The following is a 24,801-nucleotide window of genomic DNA, read 5'->3' as shown; positions in this document are numbered from 1 at the left end:
AAATTTATTAAACTCTAATCATTATAAAGTTTTATTTCTTGTGCAATATGCAAGAAATAAAGGGATTATAGGTAAAAAAGCAAGTATTCTAAACCAATTTTCTGCACCTAAGAAATATAATGAAGGTAGCATTAGTGCAATTCCACTAATTAATAATGTCTTCCAAGATTGTTTCCATATACCCCATATAAATAAAAAAATTGACGTTCCAATCAATATCCAGAAAATAAGCCCTATCCAATACAATCCCATTTTCCCCTCCCTTTATTCTTTCTTCTAATATTATTTTTTATGACTTTACTTCAATACCTACCCTTTAATTTCCTCCTTGAACAATCCTATTCTTTAGTACAAAAGTTCAAGAAAAAAAGCACCAATTTTTTAGATTGGCACCCTTTTTAATTTATTTTTTTATTATCTCTGTTCCTTATAATAATTTCATATGGTATTTCTTCCACTGATAACTCTTTCATTTTGATCTTTATTATTTCATTTACGTAGTCTTCAATCTGAACTATCTTCTTATTTGAATTCCAGTACCATTTTGATTTAGGTAAGTTTGTCTTTATAATAATTTGCAATGGTTTCGGATGGAAAGAATAAGCAAACCCTCTGTATTCTTTAAACTTTTTATCAGTCTCTTCTCTAATCGCACTAAAAATCGGTTGCCAATTCTGGTCTCTTATTTCATTCTTTATTTCATTCTCGCTTCTTCTCTTTACACTCACTTCAATGTTCATTTTTTTATTTAAAAAAGTTGCATTAGATACAAGTTTTTGAATTTCATCTCTCACGTTATAATAATAATCTTCTGTTCCTTCAATTTTGATTTCAATATTTGGGTTAGCGGTTCTTGGATCAAAAGAAATTGAGCTAAATCTATATCCTTTGTCTTCTAATAATTTGGAAATATTTAAGACAACCTCGTTCGGTAATTCACTATTTTTGTTTTCCCCATTTAAGTTCGAGTAAAGATCGATTGTTTCAAATTGAATTTTTATACTGTCGAGCTTTATTTCTTTCGCTATGTTATATATTAGTGTTTTAATCTTTTTTTCATTACGATTTGAAAATTTCTTATCATGAACCTGTACGGTAATCATATGCAAATCATATGAAAAACTTAAACCTATTCCCTTATACCCGTTATTTATTAGTTCTTCATTTACTTGAGACATTAGCTCTTCAATTTTGCTTTTTTCTATTTTAGTTTCTTCCATACTTTCAGCTAATGTTTTATCATTGTTATTTCCACTTAACCATAAAGAAACAGAAATTATACAAGCAAATACTATTACCAACAAAATAAAGGATTTTTTGTTGATTCAAATCCCTCCATCATTAGGAATTTTATTACATATTATGACTGTATAAATCTTAATAGAACAATTTTCTTATAAGTCCACGATGTCATAATTGGGCAGTAAACTAACCCCAAATAAAAAAGCCAACTAATCTAAAGCTGACTTTTTACTAAGCACCCAGATACTAATCACTTATCTAATTTAATCCAACCATTAAAATAAGAATCATTATTTAAATTTAGATAATCTTTCAAAAATCTAATAAATTCATTCGTATCAACTTCCTTATATTTATAATTTTCATAGTATTTTCTAAGAAAATTTTCCACTTGCCGTTCTGCTTTATTTTCTTGAAAAACCTTCCATAACCCTATCTGAGATTTTCCATAGATATAACTGCTTTGTTCTCCAAGAGAGTACTCATCCAATGGAAGGTTGACAGGCAAAGTTAAGTCTTTAAATAACTCCTCATTCATAGAAATTTCTTTTCCCTGATAGTGTGCGTAGAACAAGTTCGATGCAAAGCTCGTTATCCCTTCATCTAACCAAGCATCATGATAAGGATCGTTACTAATTACACCATAAAACCATTGATGAGCAATTTCATGTACAACCATACTCTTTAGAATATCTGAGTCCACAGGTGCACTCCTATATATAGAACTCGCCGTTACTACGCCAGGGTATTCCATTCCTAATTCGTCCAATATAATATCTAATTGTTTATGTGGATAGGGTCCTATTGTATCTTGAAAATAAGTAAGAGCATCACTAGCTACTTCCATAATGTCACTGTGTAAATCTTTCCGTTTATCAACGCCAAATACTCTTATCTTAATACCTCCTATCTTTTTTTCAATGACATTGGGTTCCTTTAATAAAGCAATATAAAACTCCTTCAAGTCTTTTCCGATTAATACGCCTGATCGTTCACTTGGATACGTATCATTATCACTTGATGAAATGATCGTTAAATTATTTGAAAGTTTGTACTGAATTTCAAAATCACTAAACGCTGTGTGGTACGTTTCGCCTTTCACTCTGTAGTCTTCCTTATTCCACTTATGCTCTCTATAGGTTGCAATCATTGGATACCATTGCGCTAAAAAGAAATTTTTCTCATTTGCCGTAAATCGTAAACCTCTTTTTGGAAGAGTGAAATCATATTGAACGTTAACTATTACTTCATCATTTGGCTGCAATTTATTACTCAATTTTATTTTCAAGGTATCCTTCTCTAAACTAAATTCAGTTTTCTTTCCATCAACTTTAATACTTTTGATACTTACATAAGAGGGTGTAGCTAATTCTGGAGAATTCGATTTCGTAAAGATATTAGGTATAAAATAAAAGACTAGCTCTTTCCAATTATCAGTCGATATATTTTTAATATGGGTAGTTGAATTAATCCTGAATTTTCCTTTCTTGTCCATCTCCAAGCTAATTTTATATTTTGCTTCACTACCAGCAGCTTTACTTTTTGGCACAAACTCTGCTTTGTCATGACTATTTATTGAAAAGCTTGGAATCTTCTCATTTTCATTTACGCTTGTTTCCGTCTTTCCGCAACCACTTATCAGGAATGAAATACAAGCAAATGCCGATAAAATAATACCTGTTTGTTTCTTCAATACGCAATGCTCCCTTCGCAGTTTATCTCTGCTTATTTTCTACATTTTTACATATATTCCCTTCACAAACCAAAACATGTGGTAATAAAAAGACTGGGTTGATTTTTGGATATATATCAACTCAGTCTTAATTTATTATTATTATCTTATTCTTTTATGTTGGCTTACATAGATGGATTCAAGACGGCACTTATGTAGAAATGAATAGTTCAAGATTATCGAAAGAAAAAATGTTTGAACTCGCAAGATCAATGAAATAACTTTTTCAAAAGTGCTTACCAGACTGAAAAAAGCAATGGAAAACCAATTCCATTGCTTTTTTTGCCCCCTTTTTCATTAGAACAACATGGAAGTTCTAATGAAAAAGAGATTTAAGAAAACATCTTTGCGATACGAAGCCCAGCCATCCTTTCGCAAAGATGTTTTTTATATGGATTAGGGACCTATTTGACTATTTGTTCCGTATGCGAAATAAAAAGCCAACTAATCTACAGTTGATTTGTAAGCTGTTATTTAACTAAGACACCCTGTTAGTTCAACAACTTATTTTAATCCAACCTGTTTCTTGCGGAAAATCTTTTCTGGTAAGAGTTTGACCAGAAATCATTTGACGATAAGAAGTAATTGTACCATCGTGTGATACTATATAAATTTTTTCTTTTTGCAGTTGTTTGCAATCTGTAATAAATTTTTTTGCTATTTTTATAAAACTCTTTTCTGGCAAAATATTAATACCTTCAGACCATAATTTAAATGAAGCCCTACTATCAATTTCATAAGTTGGATATTCATTTTTAATTATTTCTAAACTAATTATTCTGTCACAAGGTAATGTGTTTCCTTCTGAATTAATTGGAAAAATTCTTGGAGATACTAATGGACTTACAATCTTACGGCAGTCGATATTATTACTCCAAATTAATGCTGTTTCCAACGTTCTTCTAAGAGGACTTATAATTATAATATCCTTATCAGTTAAAGGGAGCTGATCTCTTAATAATTTTGATTGTTCCACCCCTTTAGTCGTTAATGGTGGATCTGATATTTGTAGGCTACTCGGTATATTTAATGTATGCTTTCCTTGACCATGACGGATAAATATCATCTCCAATTTACGATTGCCTCCTACAATAGCATTATTTTAAACTTGATTAGTTTATTCAATATTGATATTGGATATTCCTTTGTGAACGAAACTGTAGCATTAGTGAACATATAAAAAACTATCTTAGTGCACTATTTGTTCCCACTGTGGCATAAAAAACAGTAAGCATCGCTGACTTTTTTAACTTATTAGACCATAAAGTCCGTATCATTTAGTGCACTTTTAATCAGATCTTTTTTAAAAGGTAAATGAATCGTAGGAACCTCTGACATAGATTCTGGGCATGATAGTTGAACAAGGAATTATTGTAACTGAATAGGACAAACTAAGCCTAAATTAATTGTATCGGTTTGATTTTGGTGTAAAAAGGAGAAATATTGATGAAGAAAATAATGTTACCTACATTATTGCTACTCTTTGCAGTTAGCTTTAGTCCAATATTTGTTCACGCTAGCGAGAATCAGAAAGAAGACTTAATGAAAATTGTTAGCAGATTTATGCCATCGAATGCGTCGCTTATAAGTCCTGAAAATCCTTCCTCCGCACTGCCAATTCAACTCTATGACTTTGACCACGATGGACAGAAAGAAATTATATTTACATTTAAAATTAAAGCAAAAAATCAACCATCTCCCTCCCAGTTTGGATCAATAGTGCTAAAAAAGGACAATGCTGATTGGCGAAAAGTTTTGGAAACAAAAATCCAAGGAGTAGATTTGGATTTTTCGGGTTTGGCATATATTACAGGTGATGGTACAAAGGATTACTTATTCGGTGTTACAATTGGTGCAGCAGCAGGAAGCGAACTTGAAATTTATCAATGGGTTGATAACTCATTCAAAAAGATTGCTGATGTTCCTTATCATAAAATGGATTTTGTGAATGGGAAACAAAAAGTTGGTATTGCAATTTGGCAAATGTATATTGGCGATAGTTATTTAGTGGATGTACTTAAATGGAATGGTGAAAAGTTGGTCTATAACGAAGAATTATATTCTAAATACTTTCCGATAATCGAAAAGTTTTATAAAGATAAAATTTCAGAAATGGATGCCTGGTTTTACTGGTATTGCCTTGCAGATGCCCAAATTAAAGCAAATAAATTTGAAGAAGCTTCTAAATCTATTCAAAAGGGGATTTCGTTAGCTAAAAAATCATCAATGCAAGAAGTAGTGCAAGACTTTAATGATTTAACTGAAAGGCTAGAGAACAAAACATAAAACTTGAATTTAAAAAACTAAAGAAGTGTAGCTAAAATAAAACGGCATGGTCCTATTCTTCTTAGAACCATGCCGTTTTCCGTATTTTGTATCTGATAGTTCAATTAGCTCTCTTTAACGTTTATAACTATTTCATCAAAAAATTTTTCATTAAAATATATTTTTAATTTCCATAATCCACTTGTAGGGAACACCATTTCCGATGGGATATGGTGATCTGCACCATTGTTAGGACTAACAGAACCATGAGAAGAGTAACCCCATGTTTTATAATTTCCTTCTAACAATACTTTATGCTTTTTTCCCTGTTCGTCAATTCCAACTACTTTAAAATCACCACTGATAGTATCCTTATCTCCCCAAAAATGCCACATATACTTATTAGCTTTATTAGCAATTATAGGTAACGATACTGGATTTCCTTTTTTACCCGAACCGATCAAAAAACCAACTTTTCCTTCTTTGCCAATTAACAAATACTCGCCTTCTGTACCATCACCAAAGGTAACTGGTAATGTAAAAGTAGGGCTTACTTGCCACTTTTCCTTCTTTTCATATTTTTCGCAACCTACAATCATCGTTGTGAATAGGATAGAAATCAAAAAAATAATTATCTTCCTCATTTTCTTCCCCCTTATTCAGCTGTATCTACTGTGTAATTAAATAAGTTAGTTAAATTCTTCTTGGATGAACGATATATTATATTACTTCAATGTTATCATAAATATACCTTTTAATCCTTTTTGTTCCATAACTATATGATTTGGACTACTAAGAATGGTTTAATAAGAAGTGATTGCTTTGGGGATACTACTATCTGAGTTTCCAATTGATTGGAGGTAGTAAATTGACATTCCTTATTCGTTTATTAGTTATCCTAATCACGTTGTATTGTTACCCGAACATAATTTCCGCTAAAGCAATTAAGTATAATCACAACAGCAAAACTATCTCAGAATTAAAGAAAGAGGTTAACTTTACCATTTTGACACCTACAAATATTCCTAATGATTGGACTTTAGATACCAAAACATCTCTATCCCCTTTTATCACGCTACATTATATGGATAGTAAGGATACTAAGCTGATGGTTGGTATTAATCAGGGATTGGGTTTTCCATTAACCAAAGACGATTTTCCCTATGCTCAACAGGTAGATATTAATGGAAACAAGGGTTATTTTCAGGGATGGGAAGAAAGTGGTGAAGTAGATAAAAACGGAGATACCATTACTGGTGGCTTACTTAGATGGGTCCAAGACGGCACTTATGTGGAAATGAGTAGTTCCAGATTATCGAAAGAAAGAATGTTAGAAATCGCAAGATCAATGAAATAACAGTTTCAAAAGTGCTCAACAGACCGAAAAAAGCAATGGAAAATAAATTCCAATTGCTTTTTTGAACTCTTATCCATTAGAACATCCATAGAAGGACTAATTAAGTTTAAAGAGATTAAAAAAACATCTTTGCGATACGAAGCCCAGCCTTCATTCATAATTTTGGTTTCTAATTGTGGCCAAAAATAGAGCATTTCTTCTCGCATCATAGTCAGTATATCTCGTTGCCACTCTTCCAACTCGCGACTATACATCTCGATGAATAGTAACAAATCCTTTTCAGGTTTTGGCGGAAATTTTTTCTTTTTATAGCGTATTGTATTTTGTTCTTTTTCTGGTTCATCCAAACTCCAAAGACCGTCGTATGGTGATTTCGATGCAATGATTTCTTCATCTTCCTCATCATAATCGCTCTTTAACAGCTTTGGACGCAAGATTGAGGGATCAATATGTTCTTGAATAGATAAAATTGCATCGAGAAATTGTTCTACTTCTTCCTTTCCATAGAGCATTTCATAATGAGCAATGCGTTCTGCAGTTGCTGTCATACTTTCTACCATATCTCTTCTGGTATTCGTGAAGCGAACGTTGTTTTTGAAAAAATCACAATGTGCTAATACATGGGCAATGATTAACTTATTTTGGGTTAACGTGTTTGTATCAAGCAAAAACGCATAACATGGATTAGAGTTAATCACTAGTTCGTAAATTTGGCTCAACCCCAAATCATATTGTAGCTTCATTTTATGGAACTGTTTGCCGAAGCTCCAATGAGAAAAACGGGTTGGCATGCCATATGCTCCAAATGTATATATGATATCTGCTGGACAAATCTCATAACGCATTGGATAAAAATCCAAACCAAACCCTATCGCAATTTCAGTAATTTCATCAATCGCCTGATGAAGCTCCTTTTCCATATTTGAATCCCTCCGCGTATATTATTTGGAAATGAAACTTTTAACCATCTATCATCAATCCTCAGGCTGTTCTTTTTGGAAAAACCATTTTAATGCTTCATAAACGTCATTTTTTGCTTTCAACACATAATGTCGAAACTTTGGATTCTCTATTTTTTTATAGTTATACATTAAAGTTGAGAAACGATTATGTTGATTTACTTCCCCGTAACCAAACATACTTGAAACCTTCATTAATTCTTGAACCAATCGAATACAAGCCTCATTATCCGTAGACATGTTTTCTCCATCTGAAAAGTGAACAGGATAGATGTTATATTGAGCTGGATTATACTTCTCTTTAACAAGTTCCAATGCTTTTAAATAGGCAGACGAACATATCGTACCGCCACTTTCTCCCTTTGTGAAAAACTCTTCCTCTGTTACAACCTTGGCAATCGTATGATGTGCGATGAATTCAATTTCAACAGTTTCATACTTAGAGCGTAAAAACCTCGTCATCCAGAAGAAAAAACTACGAGCACAATATTTTTCGAAACTTCCCATCGAGCCACTTGTATCCATCATCGCAAGGACTACTGCCTTTGATTCAGGTTTTACAACTTCATCCCATGTTTTAAAACGCAAATCATCATTGTGAATAGGCGCAATTTCTGCTTTTCCTTTCATTGCATTCCTTTTAATAGCATTTAAAATTGTCCGTTTTTTATCAATATTACCCATAAGCCCTTTTTTGCGGATATCGTTAAATTCAATTTTTTCTGTTGTAACGTCCGCCATTTCTTTCTCTTGTAAATTAGGTAACTCTAATTCTTTAAATAAGACATTCTGTATTTCTTCAATACTTACTTCTGCCTCATAGAAATCCTCACCAGCCGTGTCTCCTGCCTCTTTCCCTTTCCCAGGCCCTTTACTATCCCCACTTCCGTCGCGAGCTACTACATCCCCTATCTTACTATCGCCTTTTCCTTGACCAACATGTTTAGACTTTCCATAGTTATATCGAATTTTATATTCATCTAAAGAGCGAATAGGAATTTTAATTACTTCTCTACCATTAGACATTATGATGCTTTCTTCACTTACTAAATCAGGTAAATTATTTTGAATAGCTTCCTTTACTTTTTCCATATGACGTTGTTGATCTTGGTGCCCTTTACGATGGAGAGACCAATTTTCCTGAGAGATGACAAAACGTTTATTCGAATTTTCAGTCATTTTTTATCCTCACCCATCTATTATTAAAAAGTTATAACCCTGATTATCCATTCCTCAAGAGCCCACCTTATGTAAAGCTTTGTAGTGGAAAAAATCTCTTTCCTTATACTATGCTAATTTTTACGAGAATTTAACTTTTTAAGATATAAAAATGGAGTGTCCTTAAAATTATTCGGACACTCCTAACCCTTACTCTTAACGATTCAATAAGCTACCTACGTATTGCAATAATTCATTTGCTGAAGTTGAGTTATAACCATGTTCGTCTATCAAAGTAGCAACAACCTCATTGATCTTCTTAAGTTGAGATTCATCTGGCGTTTTAGAAGACGTTGTAATTTTCACGACATCTTTTAGATCAGCAAACAATTTCTTTTGAATGGCTTCTCGTAATCTTTCGTGAGAATTATATTCAAAGCGTTTTCCTTTTCTTGCATAAGCTGAAATACGAATCAGAATTTCTTCACGAAATGCTTTTTTCGCGTTTTCTGAAATTCCAATTTGTTCTTCAATTGAGCGCATCAGTTTTTCATCTGGGTTCATTTCTTCACCCGTAAGTGGATCTCGAAGTTTGTTTTTATTACAAAATGCTTCTACATTATCAAGATAATTATTCATTAACGTTTTCGCAGACTCTTCATAGGAATACACAAATGCTTTTTGAACTTCATTTTTCGCAATTTCATCGTATTCTCTTCTTGCCACTGCAATATAATTCATATATTTTTCTTTGTCTTCCTGACTAATTGAAGCATGTTGATCGAGCCCGTCTTTTAGAGCAAGTAACACATCTAATGCATTAATAGACGGTACTTTTTTACGAATAATAGCTGAAGAAATTCGGTTAATAATATAACGAGGATCGATTCCGTTCATGCCTTCGTTTGGATATTCTTTTTTCAAGTCCTCAATGTCAACTGAATTAAATCCTTCTACACTTTCTCCGTCGTAAAGACGCATTTTCTTAACTAAATCAATTCCTTGTTTTTTAGGAATTTCAAGCCTTGTTAATACAGAGAAGATAGCAGCCGCTTTTAATGCATGAGGTGCAATATGAATATGCGACATATCACTCTCTTTAATCATTTTTTCATAAATTCTTTCTTCTTGGCTTACCTTTAAATTATAAGGAATTGGCATAACGATAATTCTTGAGTGAAGTGCTTCGTTCTTTTTATTTGATATAAAGGATCTATATTCTGTTTCGTTTGTATGAGCAACAATCAATTCATCGGCACTAATTAATGCAAATCTGCCTGCCTTAAAGTTTCCTTCTTGTGTTAATGACAACAGATTCCATAAAAATTTCTCATCTAATTTCAGCATTTCCTGAAATTCCATCATACCTCTATTTGCTTTGTTTAGCTCACCATCAAAACGATAAGCACGTGGATCTGACTCTGAACCAAATTCTGCAATAGTAGAAAAATCGATACTACCCGTCAAATCCGCAATATCTTGTGATTTCGGATCAGATGGTGTAAATGTACCGATTCCAACACGTTTATCTTCTGAGAAGAAAATACGTTCAACCATTACATTTTCAATGTGGCCATCATATTCTTGTTCAAGTCGCATTGTGTTTAATGGGGATAAATTACCTTCTACACGTATACCATATTCTTCAAAGAAATCATTACGGAGATGATGTGGGATTAGATGGAGTGGATCCTCATGCATTGGGCAACCTTTAATGGCATATACGGCACCTTCATCAGTTCTCGAATATTGTTCAAGCCCTCGTTTCAGCAATGTCACAATGGTGGATTTACCACCACTCACAGGTCCCATCAATAATAAAATACGTTTGCGAACATCTAGTCTTCTTGCTGCTGGGTGGAAATATTCCTCCACCAGCCTTTCAATTGCCGTTTCAAGACCAAAAATTTCTTTTCCAAAAAAGTGGTACAATTTTTTGCTGTCTCTTTCTTCTAATCCAGAATTTTTAATCATATTGTACACCCGTGAATGGGCTGTTTGAGCAACTTCTGGCCTTTCCTGCACAATACTTAAGTAATTTGCAAAAGTACCTTCCCATTTCAGCCTGTTTTCTTCTTCCCGGTAACTCTTAAACTTGTTTAGAATGTCTATGGTTTTCCCTCCATTCAGGCCTGTTTTATAACATAGTATGAAGTTAGAGAATTAATGATTACCATTACAAGTGCATTGTCGAATTTTCTTCCAATAAAAAATCGTATAAACAGCTACAATTTAGATATGTTAATGACGTAGAAAAAACTTTTTCTTAAAAAACATTCATTTTTTTAAAAGCCTAAATCAATGTAAACCAATTTGAAAACGCTTTGAATTTAAGGCTTTTTAATCAATATTTGTGTCATTCATTGATTTAGCATAAACAATAATTTTCACTTTATGTAACCTGCACTTATGGAAAATTAAATTTCGGTTATGATAAGTGAGATGGAAAGGAGGATTTTTTTAGTGATTCGAAATCTTATTCCCTTATTAGCAATTACCGTTTTATGTAGTACAATATTTTCCACTGTCGCATCCGCAAATGAAGAGCCTTCTCGGGAAGAGATTTTGAAGCAGCGTATGACTCATTATGTACATTATGAGAACTTGCTTGTTCCTTGGTATTATTTAGCTGCTATTGACCAGTATGAACGAAATATACAATCCGTTCGTAAAGATATCCCTAAACGTGATAGCGTTGTTGCGATTCAATTCTCTGATGAATTTTGGGCAGGTGCATTAAACCCTTTTAGTCAGGATACAACGCCTTCGACAATTGATTATTTCGGAGGCATGGGTCTTGATGGGAACAACGATGGGATTGCCAATTCAGATGATGATGCAGATATAATGTACACAATGGCAAGATACCTTAGTCGATTTGGTCCCACTGAAAATGATTTTAAATTAGCCTTATGGGAATATTACCAAAGCGATCAAGTTGTCAATCAAATCATGGCAATTTCCACTCTTTACAAACGTTTCAACACAACAGATCTTAATAAACATGTATTTCCATTACCTTTACACTATGATTACAGCTATAGAAGTACTTGGGGTGACAATAGAGGCTGGGGAGGCAGAAGAATTCATGAAGGGACTGACCTTTTTGCCAGCTACGGGACACCTGTTCTTTCATCATCCTATGGGGTAGTCGAGATAAAAGGTTGGAATCGTTTCGGTGGCTGGCGCATAGGTATACGTGATCAAAATAACTCGTATCATTATTATGCACACCTTTCTTCTTTTAGTAAGGATGTTAATGTTGGTGATGTTGTAGAACCAGGCAAAGTTATTGGATTTGTCGGTAGTTCAGGATACGGTAAAGAAGGTACATCAGGAAAATTCCCACCCCATCTCCATTACGGAATTTACAAATTCAATGGACGTACTGAATGGGCATTTGACCCTTATCCTTCTCTTTTACATTGGGAACGACAAACTAAGGCTGCAAAAAAATAAGGTGAATTTAAAAACCAGTACCCTATTTAAGGTACTGGTTTTATTTTTTGTTGATATTAGAAAAAGCGCCAATTACTTAGATTTTTTCTTTTTAACTTTTTCTTCTGCTTTCCTTATATTTTCTTCTACTCGAAATTTAACCATCCTACTAATTAACTTATAAGGCAATGGCTCATCTATTGGAAATTGAACTGTCCCTTTACTCAATTTAAATTGCGATAATTCATCTTTAAATGCAGTTATTCCACTTGAAGTTGGATAGAATCCAATATGCTTTTTATATGCAGCGAAATAGACCAAGTTCCCTTTCAAAGTGAATGCAGGCATTTGATAACTGATTTTTTCTTCAGCATCGGGTGCAATCTCTTTTATAACATTTCTTAACTGTTGAAGTTTGTCTTGAACATCAGAAGGAAATTGTGATATATATTCATCAATCGTGTTATAAACATTTTTATTTTCCCCCAAATTTTCTCCCCCAATAAATCTATTTTTTATATCTGTTTATTATGAATACGCCTACATATTAAATTTAAGTAGTTTAAGGTTAGAAATAACGACCTTTTTTGATTCTATCAATTTGTTCATTACAATTTCAATTAAATGAATCATTTTCATAAATCTATTTCGCTCATTAAATACGAGCATTTCAACACATTAACTTTTCACTATTCAGATTTGGATGTTCCGCTACAGACGGCGCTTTCCACGGGCTTGGCTTCAATCTCCTCGTCACTACGTTCCTGCGGGGCTTTCAGCTCAAGCTTATCCCGTAGGAGTCGCCGTCTTTCGCTCCACTATGAACATAATTAGTTATCATTAAATATTCAAATATTTTATATGAATTTTGCATTATTAAATTGATTCAAATAGAATAAATCTGAAATTTCTTAGACATACTAGTAATAAAATCATATGAGAGGAAGTTATAATATGAATCACTTAGAGCAAAATCTTACTAGTAACGTAGAAATAGCTGATATAAGAAACAAAATCACTTCTATTATCTATAGCCTACACTTTGACTGTTGTTATCATGTTGAAGATTGTATTATCGATTTACACAAATTACTATTAACATTGGATGATTTGGAGATTTAATTATTAAACTTAATTAGACTATTTCTACTAAATTGTTTGAATACCTAACAAACATTCAAATTATCTTACAAAAATTAGTTAAAAATAGACTTGGTTCTATTGGAAATGAACCGAGCCTATTTTTTATTTAATAATGTTATTTAAAGTAAAACTTTCTTTGAGATATCTACATCTGTCAATCTTCCGTTCTCCAAATCAATAAATAATTCAGTAACCTTAATAGTAGAAGGCAACAAAGGGTGATTTCGGATGATATTGATATTCTTCTGTAGATTATTTGTTAGAGAATTGCTACCCTCTAACCATTCACTGATACTACCTTCAGTATATTCTGGTGCACAATTTTTCAAAAGATAATCTACTGTTTGTATTTTCCCATGTAATTCTTTATTCTCATATATTTTATTTAATAGTCTGCTTACATTCTTTTGATCTTTGTTTGAATCAATCACAAAAATCTCCTCAATATTTTCATGATATACAGTCAGGATAATATCTCTCATAAAATCGTCGAATGGTTGCAATATTAATTGGCCATATTCTTGTAAAATTATGATATTCTCTGGATTAATGCTCTTCATCTGATATAGAGTTGATTCCAATTCCTTCCCCATTCCAGTCAAAAATAGCACTTTTTTATTTCCATCTATATACATCATATTCACCCCTAAGTGCTTAAAATATTTATACAGTGAAATAACAATGATTTATATAACTGTTTTAAGATAATTTACTTTGCAAATCATTTGATAGTTTAAATAGTATAACTCGTTCTCCTGTTTGTGTACTAAGATCGGTATGAAAACTTACTACATCTTCACCTGTTAAATCTAGAATAATTTGCTTTAGTTCATCTAAACCTGATTCTACTAAACTATTTCGATGCTCTTTTACAGATAATAAGCCTTCCTTATTTTTGCACACCGAATATTCTGCAGGCGTTAATATACCTCGTAATACAACAATTACCATGTCTCGTAAGATATCCGATTTGACCGAAACAGAGCCTCGTCCAAGATAACTTTTTTCCCAATGAGTTAATGCTTTACTTATTTCTGATTCAATATTTCCTTTTGTTTTTTCCATAATTCTTATCCCCTATTAAAAGTTCCTAATATGAACAAATATTAATACATTTTATTAATATTTTATCACTAAACTGGAGTGATTAAGACCAGCTTTCCCATTGTCCTTCAGCATTAATCGAAGCTAAACGAATCCAGCCATGTTGTACTTTTTGAAGAAATGCTGAATCACGATCTAATAACCGCTCAATATACTCTCTTGGTGCTTGTATCACCACTAATAAGCGCAATGGTTCATGGTAGGCTTCTTGATCCGATTGCATAACAGACTGCCATGGAAGTCCGGACAATAAATCACTAGCGTTTCCCTGCATGACACCAATTCCAGCTGTTATTGTTTGAGTAGTTTTATTGCCGCTGCCGTAATAATGTGGTGCTACGGTAGATGCATAATATTGGAGGTTAATCCATTGGGCAACCTTTGCAGGTCCAGCAATAATTTTGGCAAGTATTTCACCATTTTCATCATTCCACCATTGATAGTTATGGAGAAATGCTCGACCTTCTAAATTACAGGCATCAGTAAGCTGACGTTCACCAATGATAAATGTCGCATTACGAGCCAACCCCCATTCGGGACGCACTTCACTCCAATCTTCTGCAAATCGTTGAACTTCTGCTTTTGGATTTTTATAATGTGAGTCCAAAGTGGGTAACTGAACAATTCGTTCTGCATTTGCTTCATCACGGACTTCTGACAATTTTGTTTGTATACAATTATATGATTCTTGTGCTGCCTCTGAAAGTACAGGAACATATATGAAACGAAGCTCATCAAGTGTTGTGATATGCTCAGCTGCCACAAAAACAGTTTCTTTTGGTATGACAATCCCTTCTTTTTCTAACGTTTCTCGTACTGTAGGAAGGTTGCACAAAGTTGCCAATACCCGTGCATTAAATCCACTAGAAGCTCCTCCACATGCACCACAATCTAACGCTGAAGAATATGGATTGTTCGTACTGTGACTACCATGACCACAAATAACAACTAAAGGAGCAAAATCATTTGTAAGCCCCATCATTTTTAACGCTTGTCGAGCATAAAACACTTGCTCTTTTTCAGAAAATCCTACAGGTAACTCTGAGTCATGTGTGTGCATATGGTCAAGTGAAAGTTTAGTAGATGGTTTGTGCAGCCATTTCTCTCGTATTTTCCGTATGGAATACCCTGCTTTTTGTGGCACAAAACTACGAGCCAAAGTTTGTAAGCTAAGCCAAGGTCCACTAATTTCCGGCAATAACAAATTGGATAGCATGTTATGTTTCATCGTATTAAATGCGTGGCTAAGTGAATTAGCGGTGTTTTCACGTTGTTTATATTGTTTTAAGTCCACATCAGATGACGACTCGATTACTTTATATTGAGGCTTGAACATGATAGGCAAGGATTCATGGCTATGCGTACTACCAAGTTCCGTTGTTTCAATTGGCAATCCGAAAAAGCCGGCCGTTCCAAATGTTTCGAAAGGACCCACTTTTTCTAGTTGACGACGGAAAGGTTCTGAACGTACATCAATACAAAAGGCAAATTGCACCAAAATAGACTTAGTTTGTTGAACGACTTTAAGTTGTTTTGATGAAATCATCTCTTTTATATGAACTTCATATGTTTTTTCCCATGCTTCTAGCCAAAGACGACTACGAACAAATTCATCAAAACGAGCAGCGAGTAACAAACGAGCTTTTACTTCTGTAGAAGATAACTTTGCCCAATCACTAATCGGCATGTTTCCCCATTGTATCCAATCTAATAGTAGGGGTTCAATTTGCACCTGTTCCTCTACTTTTTGGGATCGTAATGGAAGATATGGCTTAACGAAAGCACACTCCAGCGAAATTCGAACTGCCAGATATTCTAGAAGCAGTTTTTCTTCTTCAGCAGATTGTTGTGAACGCCAAAGCATCATGCCAGCCCATCCCGGTAAAGAGAGTAAATGTGCTTCAAGATAATCTTGTAATTCAGATTTAGGAATATCTAATGTAATCATCGCTTCTGTTAAAGCATGTCCCGCATCTTCTGGTAATGTTTTAAGTTGTTTACGTATGTTATGGTTCAGTGCTGGATCATATAGAATCATTGCCTTCCATGCCGAGTAAAATCCTTCATTACGATTAGGCATGGACCAAACCGCTTGTGACTCATCTAAGTACAATTTACACCATTTAATGATATGAATATTTAGATCCTCAGCGATATTCTCTTTCCCCATTTGTTCTACTCGCTGGCTATTTGTAAGAACTGTATAATTCTTAGGTATCTGTGTCTTATAGTGGCATAGTTTCTTTGCTAAATTTTTCAATTCAGGTCCTTCTGATATATGAAAAGGTTGTTGATGGATCTCAAGGGCATTGTGGCAAAACTGTTCAGCCACATTTCTTGGTAGTTCTATATCTTGTATATCAAGCCATTTAGTTATTCCCTCTTTTAAAAATCTTTTTTCAATCTCACCTTTTTCAAATGCAGATGCTAACATTGCATCATTCGGATATATATCTACATCACAAGTATCTTTTAGTCGACGTGCTACTTGTTCAAATGTTTGTTGTTCTAATCCTGACCAAGGACTACGGGCTGCAAATTGGTTGATATGTCCAAGTGGTACAATGACTTCACTAGCTACTTTCACCAAATCATTTATATCAAAACTAAGGTAATCTGATTCTTTTTGAAAGTTTAGAGTTAATGCCGTACTCAATGTACATTCCCCCCTTGAGATAGTAATTGTGTCAGATATTTTGGATGACTTTCTACTAATTTCTTTTTCGGCTCACCTAATCGAATAAGCCAAAGATAAATAACAAATGAAGTTTTTGAATTTTTACGTACTAGCCATGTCCCAATTGCGCTAGTAACCAATAATATTACTAAAAGTAAAATACCCATTGAAATAGATTGTTGAATTCCACTTGGGATAGCATCATGTAAAAGCTTTTCAAATACAATATGCACCGTTTTGAACACAATGGCTGCTCCTGCGAATAGAATCATCCCAGCAATTCGTCCAATATGGCCGGTTCCAAAAGCAACCAGTTGAGTCCAAGCAAGTGCTACAGACCACCCTAAAATTAAAGCACTTACCAATTGATATCCTTCATCCGGAGAAGTCAACCAAAAGGCAATTCCTAATAGTAGTCCTAAACCCCCTCCAATTATTATCCATATAGATGAAGAAACATGAGATTTATGAGCAACTGGTTTATGTTGTTGAGCGGCAGAGGCTGCTTGTAAGAATAGTGTAGATTTAAACAGACCATGTAACACTGCGTGCGTAATAGCTGCTAAATATGCTCCTAACGCACATTCGATTAACATGAAACCCATTTGTGCAATTGTAGAGCCTACAAGTTGACGCTTGTAATCAACTTGAACAAGCATAATCCCTGTCCCAATCAATACTGATATACTAGATAAAACAAGTAAAACAACTTGTACTGCATCACCATTAAAAAGAGGTGCAAAGCGTGTTAGCATAATACTACCAGCATTCACAATACCCGCATGCATGACCGCTGATATAGGTGTAGGCGCAACAACTGAATCTAACAACCAACGTTGGAAAGGCCATTGTGCAGCTGGAATAATCGTTGATAAAAGCAACAATAGATTAATACAAGTTTTCTCCACTGCATTTAATTGCGCTAGGCTATTTTGGCTAAGTACTTGAGATAATTCCCAATGTCCTGTAACTTGTTCAATCCATACAATTGCGATTAGCATGATTGCCCAACTAATTGCAAAATAACGAGCAGAAATTTTAGAAGCATGGCGTGCCACTTTCCACTCTTTTCTTAACCCTATAAGCAATGTCAATCCTAGAAGTGTAACTCCCCAACCGATTAAAAGCAGTCTCAGATCATCACTAAGCCAAGCAAGTGAATCCGCAACCGTAGTGAAAGTTAAAAGTGTAAAATACTTTTGATAGGATCGATCACCCAATAAATAATGAACCGCATAACGTTGTACAATTAAACCAATTGTTAAAACAAATGTTGACCATAGCCACGATAAAGAGTCAAAATGCCAAGGACCTATAATCACGCTCCCATTGTTAGAGACTAGTGCTAATAAAGCAACAATCGGTGGTAAAGCAATGATTCCTATATGAACACGGACATAATTTACAGGAATTCTTGGTATTAGCATCAAAAAAGCACTACATACAGAAACCCCTAATACTATAAAAAAAACTGTCGACCATGAAAAATAATCTAAGAAATTCAACATTCAACATCCTCTCAATGAAATGAATGAAAGGTAAAATCAAATTTTTATCATTTAATTCTACATAATTAGCTTTAAAATAATAATTTTCTATTTCAAACAAAAAACCGATAATCTCTAAATTCAATGGTCTTTTACCATTAAAATTCGGAAATTATCGGTTTACTTTTAACTAGCCCATTTGGGTTTTAAATAGCCTACCTCATTATATAACAGACTTCCTAACAACATGGAAGCATTTTAAATTCACTGTAATGTTAGTATATAGATATACTTTTTCAAATAGCCATATTACATATAACTCTTTGCTAAAGCACTCTATATTTGATAAATATTCTCTAGTAAAATATTTCTTGATAATTATTTTACTGTTTATGAAAGATACTGTCAAGTTGTTCGAGAAACAGTTGAACAAAATACGCTTTGTTATAACACAGAAAGATCAACTACAAATTCTGCTAACAATCATGAATATACCACTTTCATCAGTTCAGGTGAATTCCTCACTTCCCCCGACCGAGGATACTGTAAAAGTGTTTTAATACAAATATTTATAGTATTAATCTGTTTTCTGCATGATGTGGAATTAGCTTCGCTTTCCGCGGGCGAGCGTTGAGCCTCCTCGGAAGCCCGTACCGTGCTTCACTGCGGGGTCTCACCTGTCTCGCTTTCCCGCAGGAGTCTTCGCTAATTCCACATCAACAAAGATAGCCATACAAGATTATTATTATGTGGTGTTGAACCGTACTGAAGTAATATTTATCTTACATTAATCTTAACCTGGGCAACTTTGATTAAACAATTCCTACCCTCCCTTTTCTTTACATTTGTTAGATGAATGAAATCCATTTTTCGTTTCAAACTTTTATGTATTAAATATACTATTATTGGTAAATAAGGAGTCTAACCTTAAATAAAACTATGTTGGATAAAATTAAATAATCTCAAACATTTTTAATTAGCCAATAATATTTAACGTAAAAAATCGTATGAAAATGATAATTATTATCAATACTATTCATAACAAAAGGATAACCCGAAATAGGTTATCCCGATGTATGGAAACATTATTTTCTTGGTTCAAATGTTTTACAATCTGTTTCTTCAGTAGTAGAGGCTTGCGTCCCTCTATTGCTGACTACATAAATTTCATGTGCAGTGCATTGATTTCCCTTTTGCCAATATGTGCAGTTACTTACTTCACAAAGAACATCCTTTGCCATTATACAGCACCTCCTTTATGACTAGTATTGACAGGAATCATAAAGTTGATACTGTGCATATATCAAATGAGATGTTGTTTCCTTGAAATAGACTCGCAAGATGCTGCTTTGGGCTGAAATGAACCTATCTTACATTCCTGGAATCCAACCAGGTCTATGTAACATCTTCCACATTGGATCTGGAATAACAAGTTCTTTTTGTTTTGACTTATCCATCTTAGTAGGGATATTGCGATCTCCTGCTTCAGCTTTTTGTACCCAATCCGGTTCGATTAAAAGTTCGCGGCCGAGCGCTAGTAAATCAATTCCTGATTCACTTACTTTTTCTGCATCTTCTAAAGAATAAACTGAGCCAACTCCGATTAATGGGGTGCGTCCATGTATGGTATCCAATAAAATTTCAACTCGTGTCTTATTTTTATCTCCACTGAAACGATGAGGCTTTGTAAAGAATTCTCCCTGTGATACATGAAGATATGTTAATCCTTTATTAGCAAGTGCATCAATTAGCTTTACTGTTTGATCCATAGTTATACCAGTTTCTTCTTCCTCTTCTGGAGAAAATCTATACCCAACGATAAAAGGTTTTGTTGCATGTTTTGCAACAACATTTTTCACTTCATCCACAAGCTCTAACGGGAATCGCATACGATTTTCAATAGAACCACCATATTCATCTGTACGTCGATTTGTATGCCCTGAGAAAAATTGTTGAAGTAAATACGTATTCGCGCCATGAATTTCTACTCCATCGTATCCAGCTTCAATCGCACGACGAGTTGTTTCACCATACGCTTTGATGATTCCTTTAATTTTTTCTATTGTTAAAGGACGAGGTGTCGCATTTCCTGGAAACGCTATATCACTAGCACTGACAAGTTCACCATTCGGCACTTCTTCAGGAATGCTACGTCTACCACCATGATAAATTTGCAGTACCGCTTTCGCTCCACCCTCATGAATAGCATCCGCTACACGTTTTAAGCTAGGAATAAATTGATCTGCATACCCTGCAAACTGCCCAGGAAAACCTTTCCCATTCTCTGTTACATGTGTACAAGCCGTCACAACCATGCCGACACCTTTTGAACGGCGTGCATAATGTTCTACTTCTGCATCTGATACCGTACCATCTTCATTACCCGAATAAGTTGTCATCGGCGCCATCACAAGTCGATTTCGTAGTGAGATGCCGATTGGTAACGTATAGTCTTCAAACAAATTTGTCATTCATATTCCTCCTAGCTTATTACTTGGAAATTCTTTACTTCTATCGTATTCGTCTGAAAAGTTTGTGTCAAAGAATTAGATTGAACGTATAGATGGATCAATAAACAAATAGTGAGCTTCATTTTTCACACATTGAAATCTATTAAGTATTTATTGTTTTCGTCATTTCACTAAGTTTCATAATTGTTTTCCAATTTCGTATGGTTATTGGAACATGTAACTTTTGTATATAATTTGGCAGCTTGGATTTACTAAAACTTTGGCGTAAATGCAGATAAACATCTTTCCCCTGTATGTAGCATTCTTCCGTATCGCTTTTAAACTCATATAAATAGTTAGAGCTTTCCTCTGTCGGCTCTTTTTCCAATAAAGCTAGGTGTACACTCTCACCTTCTGGTAATGAACTTACAGGATAAGGGCATTTTTCAATTATTTCTTCCCATTCTAACTTTGTTCTTACGATTACAGGTACACTAAAACCAAATACCTTATTAATTTCTTGTTCAATTTGACTTTTTACCTTGTTATCATTTTCGTTGGAATGCAAGACGATGTTCCCGCTTTGAATATACGTTTTCACTTGACCAAAACCTATATTTTCCAACGCAATTCTCAAATCATGCATCTTTACTATATTATGTCCACCTACATTTATACCTCGTAATAGTACGATATAAGTTGTCATTCAAGCACCCACCTTATTATTTCATTTCTTTAGATTTTTATTAATTTTTGATTGCCACTATTTTGACTACTTAGCTAATGATTAGCACCACTCATGACTACTCATGGACTTACTCCTAATCTCTATTCTACTCTACTCAGTTGCTGCATCTTCTATAATCCAATCAACAGCACTTATTAAATCAGGAAAAACAGCATCTGCGAGCGGGTCACTCTTCCCTAAAAAGACTCCCTTTGTACCTGCCTTCTTCCCTGCAATAATATCTGTATCGGTATCTCCTACCATGTAGGAGTTAGATAAATCAATATCATATTTTTTACTCAGTTCCACTATTAATTTTGGTTTTGGTTTACGACATTCACAACCTGCTTTTGGCTTATGTGGGCAATAAGCAACATCATGAATAACGGCTCCTTCTTTCTCTAATTCTGCAATCATATGTTCATGGATTTTATTAAGCTGTGATTCCTTCATAAAACCTAATCCAACACCACCTTGATTGGTTACCACAAATATGTGGTCAAAGAAAGCATTCAATTTCTTGATGGCTTCGGGAACACCTGGTAAGAAGTAAAGATCTTGTGGCTTATTCACAAATTTAACCCGATCTGTTAACACTTCATTTATTACTCCATCACGATCTAAAAAAACAGCTTTTTTCATGCAAGTCACACCTTTATTTTGAGTTATTGTCTTTCTTACTAGTATGTATTATTTCCAACATCAATCATACTTATCAAGTTTGTTAAAAATCAAATTCAAAAAAAATAAAAAAAAGCCAGTCAACTGACTAGCTTTTATTGATTATTTAAGTAAGGCTTTTGCAAAATCTCCAGTCATTATAGCTTCTCATTTTGGTTCATCCACTCAAAAGATAAAGATTGGCTTCGTTAAAATAAGTTGAACATTCCTAGAGTCGTCTCATATAATTTGCTATTTGTTGATCAAATAAGTGATTTCTTTTTTCTAATTGTTCAATTACCCTTTGACGTCTTTCGATTGAATGATTTTGGCTTAATTTTGCTTTTCCTTCTAATTTTGTTATATGCATTCGAAAGGCTTGAACACCTTTACTCATATGATCTAATAGTTTCTTTTCCATATCTTCTAAATGATAGCCACTATTTGGTGCTTCATATTTTTTCACCATGCGCTGAAAATCCCTTAGCATCTCTTCACCATCAATTAGCTCTACCTTACCATATGCTTGCACCGTCACATAATTCCATGTCGGCACGCTTTGATTCGTTTCGTACCAAGAAGACGAAATGTAGCTATGTGGTCCTTGAAAAAGAGCCAGGACTATTTGATTTTCTATTTCTCTCCACTGTGAATTCGGTCTTGCGAAATGTCCTGATATTTGAGCTCCATCTTCGCTTATAAGTAAAGGTAACTGTGTTGCACAGGGAACACCTTCATGCTGCGAAATAATTGTAGCGAAACTATTGTCCTCCATAATCTCTTTCAATAGACGTCGATCTGTTATTTGAAAATTTTTTGGAATAAACACTACCTACACCCCTTCGTATTCTATAGAATTCACCCAAGAAATAACCAAAATACCCCTCTCTTTCTTCTGTTCTATCAATCTTTCTGTTATCATATTACAGTTTATTGACATATATAAAGATACAGTTTATAAATAATTCATATGTCAAAGGAGGGGAAGAGCTTGAAAGAAATTATTTTTGCCATGGATGAAAATTCGCCAAAATACATTCAAATTTATCAAAAACTTAAAGCTTATATGGAGCAAGGAGATATTCAACCGAATGAAAAGCTCCCTTCGATTCGTCATTTAGCAGACTCTCTTCAATGTAGCCGCAATACAACTCTCATTGCTTATGAACAGTTACAATCTGAAGGTTATATTCGTTCTGAAGGAAGAAGAGGTTACTTTGCAAATACCATTGAGCCTATTTGGATTCACTCAAATTCAACAGTAAAAGCAAACACTCCTCCAAAACAAAAAAAAACACAAATTGACTTCCGTGCAGGAGCAGTAGATCCAACTCATTTTCCAATAAAAGCTTGGAGAAAGTATACCAATCAAGTATTTACAATGCCTCAAACCTTTACTTATGGAGAACCTTTCGGAGAAGAATGTTTACGACAAGAAATCGCACAATACCTCTTTCAATCTCGAGGTGTACATACTCAAGCAAGCCATATCATCATAGGTAGTAGCACACAGCAGATGCTGATTAATCTAGGGACCATATTAAAGCCTACCTTCGATCATATCCTTCTAGAAGATCCAGGTTATGATGGCGCAAAGGAGGCCTTTCAATTTCATCAATTTCAATTAGAATATCTACCTGTTCAACAGTCTGGCATTGATTTCTCTGATTTTGATGTTTATAAGTCTAAGATTGTTTATGTCACCCCCTCCCATCAGAGCCCATTAGGTGTGACAATGCCAATACATCAAAGACACATGATCTTACAATGGGCAAATAATAATGAAGGTTATGTCATTGAAGATGACTATGATAGTGAATTTCGCTATACACAAAAGCCATTTCCTGCATTAGCTTCCATTGATTCTTCTCGAGTCATCTATATAGGAAATTTCTCGAAATCACTTCTGCCAGGATTACGATTATGTTTTATGGTTTTACCTGATTTACTCTTAGAAGACTATCAAAAAGCTTATATTAACTTTGAAAATACCGCATCTAAGATCCATCAGCTCACAATAGCAAAATTTATGGAGGATGGAGAATGGCAACGGCATATCAAACGAATGCGCCTTGTTTATAAACACAAAATGCAGGTACTTGTGGCAGAATTACAGCAGCATTTTGGTCAGCATATCACCATTATAGGTGAACAATCCGGACTCTATCTTCTCATAAAGGTCCATCTTCAAAAATCAGAGAGCTGGTTAATTGAGCAAGCTACACTATTTGATGTCCAAGTATACTCAACTGCTCCTTTCTTTTTTCATTCATCTCCAAGTGAACCAATATTAAAATTAGGCTTTAGCAACCTCACACAAGAGGAAATAATTAAAGGTGTAGAACTCCTAAAAGAATCCTGGTTGTAAGTGAAGGAAACATTGAGTTTGATAAAATGTGTTT

At 34.2% G+C, this 24,801-nt stretch carries 22 protein-coding genes and 1 pseudogene; 5 read left to right on the top strand and 18 right to left on the bottom strand.

All coding sequences use genetic code 11. The features are described from left to right. Positions 1-21: 21 nt before the first annotated feature. The 4 genes from ABE048_RS11960 to ABE048_RS11945 form a co-directional block, all read right to left on the bottom strand. On the bottom strand, positions 22-252 hold the full coding sequence (locus ABE048_RS11960; RefSeq protein WP_430311499.1) for a hypothetical protein: 231 nt from the start codon (positions 250-252) through the stop codon (positions 22-24). 146 nt (positions 253-398) lie between these two features. Then, entirely contained in the window at positions 399-1,220 is an 822-nt protein-coding gene (locus ABE048_RS11955; RefSeq protein WP_430311498.1) for a hypothetical protein, read from the bottom strand. Positions 1,221-1,492: 272 nt separating this feature from the next. After that, positions 1,493-2,935, bottom strand: coding sequence for a M1 family metallopeptidase (locus ABE048_RS11950; protein ID WP_430311497.1), 1,443 nt, complete (start codon positions 2,933-2,935; stop codon positions 1,493-1,495). Between the two features lie 535 nt (positions 2,936-3,470). Then, complete coding sequence (locus ABE048_RS11945; protein ID WP_430311596.1) at positions 3,471-4,040, bottom strand: phosphoglycerate mutase family protein; 570 nt, start codon at positions 4,038-4,040, stop codon at positions 3,471-3,473. A gap of 380 nt (positions 4,041-4,420) precedes the next feature. On the opposite strand from ABE048_RS11945, the gene ABE048_RS11940 reads away from it, so the two are divergent. Next, positions 4,421-5,260, top strand: coding sequence for a hypothetical protein (locus ABE048_RS11940; RefSeq protein ID WP_430311496.1), 840 nt, complete (start codon positions 4,421-4,423; stop codon positions 5,258-5,260). A 104-nt stretch (positions 5,261-5,364) separates the two neighbouring features. On the opposite strand, the gene ABE048_RS11935 is transcribed toward ABE048_RS11940, so the two are convergent. After that, positions 5,365-5,883, bottom strand: coding sequence for a DUF4871 domain-containing protein (locus ABE048_RS11935; protein WP_430311495.1), 519 nt, complete (start codon positions 5,881-5,883; stop codon positions 5,365-5,367). A gap of 224 nt (positions 5,884-6,107) precedes the next feature. On the opposite strand from ABE048_RS11935, the gene ABE048_RS11930 reads away from it, so the two are divergent. After that, positions 6,108-6,596 (top strand): DUF4367 domain-containing protein, encoded by a 489-nt coding sequence (locus ABE048_RS11930; RefSeq protein ID WP_430311494.1) that lies wholly within the window; start codon positions 6,108-6,110, stop codon positions 6,594-6,596. A gap of 101 nt (positions 6,597-6,697) precedes the next feature. Here ABE048_RS11930 and ABE048_RS11925 read toward each other — a convergent pair. From ABE048_RS11925 to ABE048_RS11915, 3 genes and pseudogenes are all read right to left on the bottom strand, one after another. Continuing rightward, positions 6,698-7,516: pseudogene (locus ABE048_RS11925) on the bottom strand (SpoVR family protein); the annotation flags it as partial. A 54-nt stretch (positions 7,517-7,570) separates the two neighbouring features. Continuing rightward, a complete protein-coding gene (gene yhbH / locus ABE048_RS11920; RefSeq protein ID WP_430311493.1) occupies positions 7,571-8,734 on the bottom strand; it encodes a sporulation protein YhbH in 1,164 nt (387 codons plus the stop codon). A 195-nt stretch (positions 8,735-8,929) separates the two neighbouring features. Further along, the gene (locus tag ABE048_RS11915) at positions 8,930-10,825 is read right to left on the bottom strand and encodes a PrkA family serine protein kinase (protein ID WP_430311595.1); all 1,896 of its coding nucleotides are present in this window, start codon (positions 10,823-10,825) and stop codon (positions 8,930-8,932) included. 351 nt (positions 10,826-11,176) lie between these two features. Between ABE048_RS11915 and ABE048_RS11910 the strand changes: the two genes are divergently transcribed. Further along, a complete protein-coding gene (locus ABE048_RS11910) occupies positions 11,177-12,172 on the top strand; it encodes a M23 family metallopeptidase (protein ID WP_430311492.1) in 996 nt (331 codons plus the stop codon). A gap of 72 nt (positions 12,173-12,244) precedes the next feature. On the opposite strand, the gene ABE048_RS11905 is transcribed toward ABE048_RS11910, so the two are convergent. Further along, positions 12,245-12,640, bottom strand: coding sequence for an iron chaperone (locus ABE048_RS11905; protein ID WP_430311491.1), 396 nt, complete (start codon positions 12,638-12,640; stop codon positions 12,245-12,247). Between the two features lie 465 nt (positions 12,641-13,105). On the opposite strand from ABE048_RS11905, the gene ABE048_RS11900 reads away from it, so the two are divergent. Beyond that, a complete protein-coding gene (locus tag ABE048_RS11900; RefSeq protein ID WP_430311490.1) occupies positions 13,106-13,273 on the top strand; it encodes a hypothetical protein in 168 nt (55 codons plus the stop codon). 140 nt (positions 13,274-13,413) lie between these two features. On the opposite strand, the gene ABE048_RS11895 is transcribed toward ABE048_RS11900, so the two are convergent. From ABE048_RS11895 to ABE048_RS11855, 9 genes are all read right to left on the bottom strand, one after another. Continuing rightward, positions 13,414-13,929 carry a carbonic anhydrase gene (locus tag ABE048_RS11895; RefSeq protein ID WP_430311489.1) on the bottom strand — a complete coding sequence of 172 codons (516 nt, stop codon included), beginning with the start codon at positions 13,927-13,929 and terminating at the stop codon, positions 13,414-13,416. 64 nt (positions 13,930-13,993) lie between these two features. Next, positions 13,994-14,359, bottom strand: a complete 366-nt coding sequence (locus tag ABE048_RS11890) for a DUF2294 domain-containing protein (RefSeq protein WP_430311488.1) — start codon at positions 14,357-14,359, stop codon at positions 13,994-13,996. Between the two features lie 82 nt (positions 14,360-14,441). Beyond that, entirely contained in the window at positions 14,442-17,054 is a 2,613-nt protein-coding gene (locus ABE048_RS11885) for a DUF2309 domain-containing protein (protein ID WP_430311487.1), read from the bottom strand. Further along, on the bottom strand, positions 17,051-18,583 hold the full coding sequence (locus tag ABE048_RS11880; RefSeq protein ID WP_430311486.1) for an NADH dehydrogenase subunit 5: 1,533 nt from the start codon (positions 18,581-18,583) through the stop codon (positions 17,051-17,053). Before ABE048_RS11880 ends, ABE048_RS11885 begins: the two co-directional genes overlap by 4 nt. A 1,064-nt stretch (positions 18,584-19,647) precedes the next feature. Further along, the gene (locus tag ABE048_RS11875; protein ID WP_430311485.1) at positions 19,648-19,803 is read right to left on the bottom strand and encodes a DUF1540 domain-containing protein; all 156 of its coding nucleotides are present in this window, start codon (positions 19,801-19,803) and stop codon (positions 19,648-19,650) included. Between the two features lie 129 nt (positions 19,804-19,932). After that, a complete protein-coding gene (locus ABE048_RS11870; protein ID WP_430311484.1) occupies positions 19,933-21,033 on the bottom strand; it encodes an NADH-dependent flavin oxidoreductase in 1,101 nt (366 codons plus the stop codon). A 142-nt stretch (positions 21,034-21,175) separates the two neighbouring features. Next, a complete protein-coding gene (locus ABE048_RS11865) occupies positions 21,176-21,718 on the bottom strand; it encodes a DUF1697 domain-containing protein (protein ID WP_430311483.1) in 543 nt (180 codons plus the stop codon). 132 nt (positions 21,719-21,850) lie between these two features. Then, a complete protein-coding gene (locus ABE048_RS11860; protein ID WP_430311482.1) occupies positions 21,851-22,381 on the bottom strand; it encodes a D-glycero-alpha-D-manno-heptose-1,7-bisphosphate 7-phosphatase in 531 nt (176 codons plus the stop codon). 247 nt (positions 22,382-22,628) lie between these two features. Next, positions 22,629-23,228, bottom strand: coding sequence for an FMN-binding negative transcriptional regulator (locus ABE048_RS11855; protein ID WP_430311481.1), 600 nt, complete (start codon positions 23,226-23,228; stop codon positions 22,629-22,631). A 162-nt stretch (positions 23,229-23,390) separates the two neighbouring features. Between ABE048_RS11855 and ABE048_RS11850 the strand changes: the two genes are divergently transcribed. After that, positions 23,391-24,767, top strand: a complete 1,377-nt coding sequence (locus ABE048_RS11850) for a PLP-dependent aminotransferase family protein (RefSeq protein ID WP_430311480.1) — start codon at positions 23,391-23,393, stop codon at positions 24,765-24,767. Positions 24,768-24,801: the final 34 nt, after the last annotated feature.

Origin of the sequence: Rummeliibacillus pycnus (assembly GCF_050459865.1) — a bacterium.
Classification (GTDB): Bacteria; Bacillota; Bacilli; order Bacillales_A; family Planococcaceae; genus Rummeliibacillus; species Rummeliibacillus pycnus_B.
Note: the sequence above shows the minus strand (reverse complement) of the source record. Positions and strands in the feature narration are given on the sequence as shown.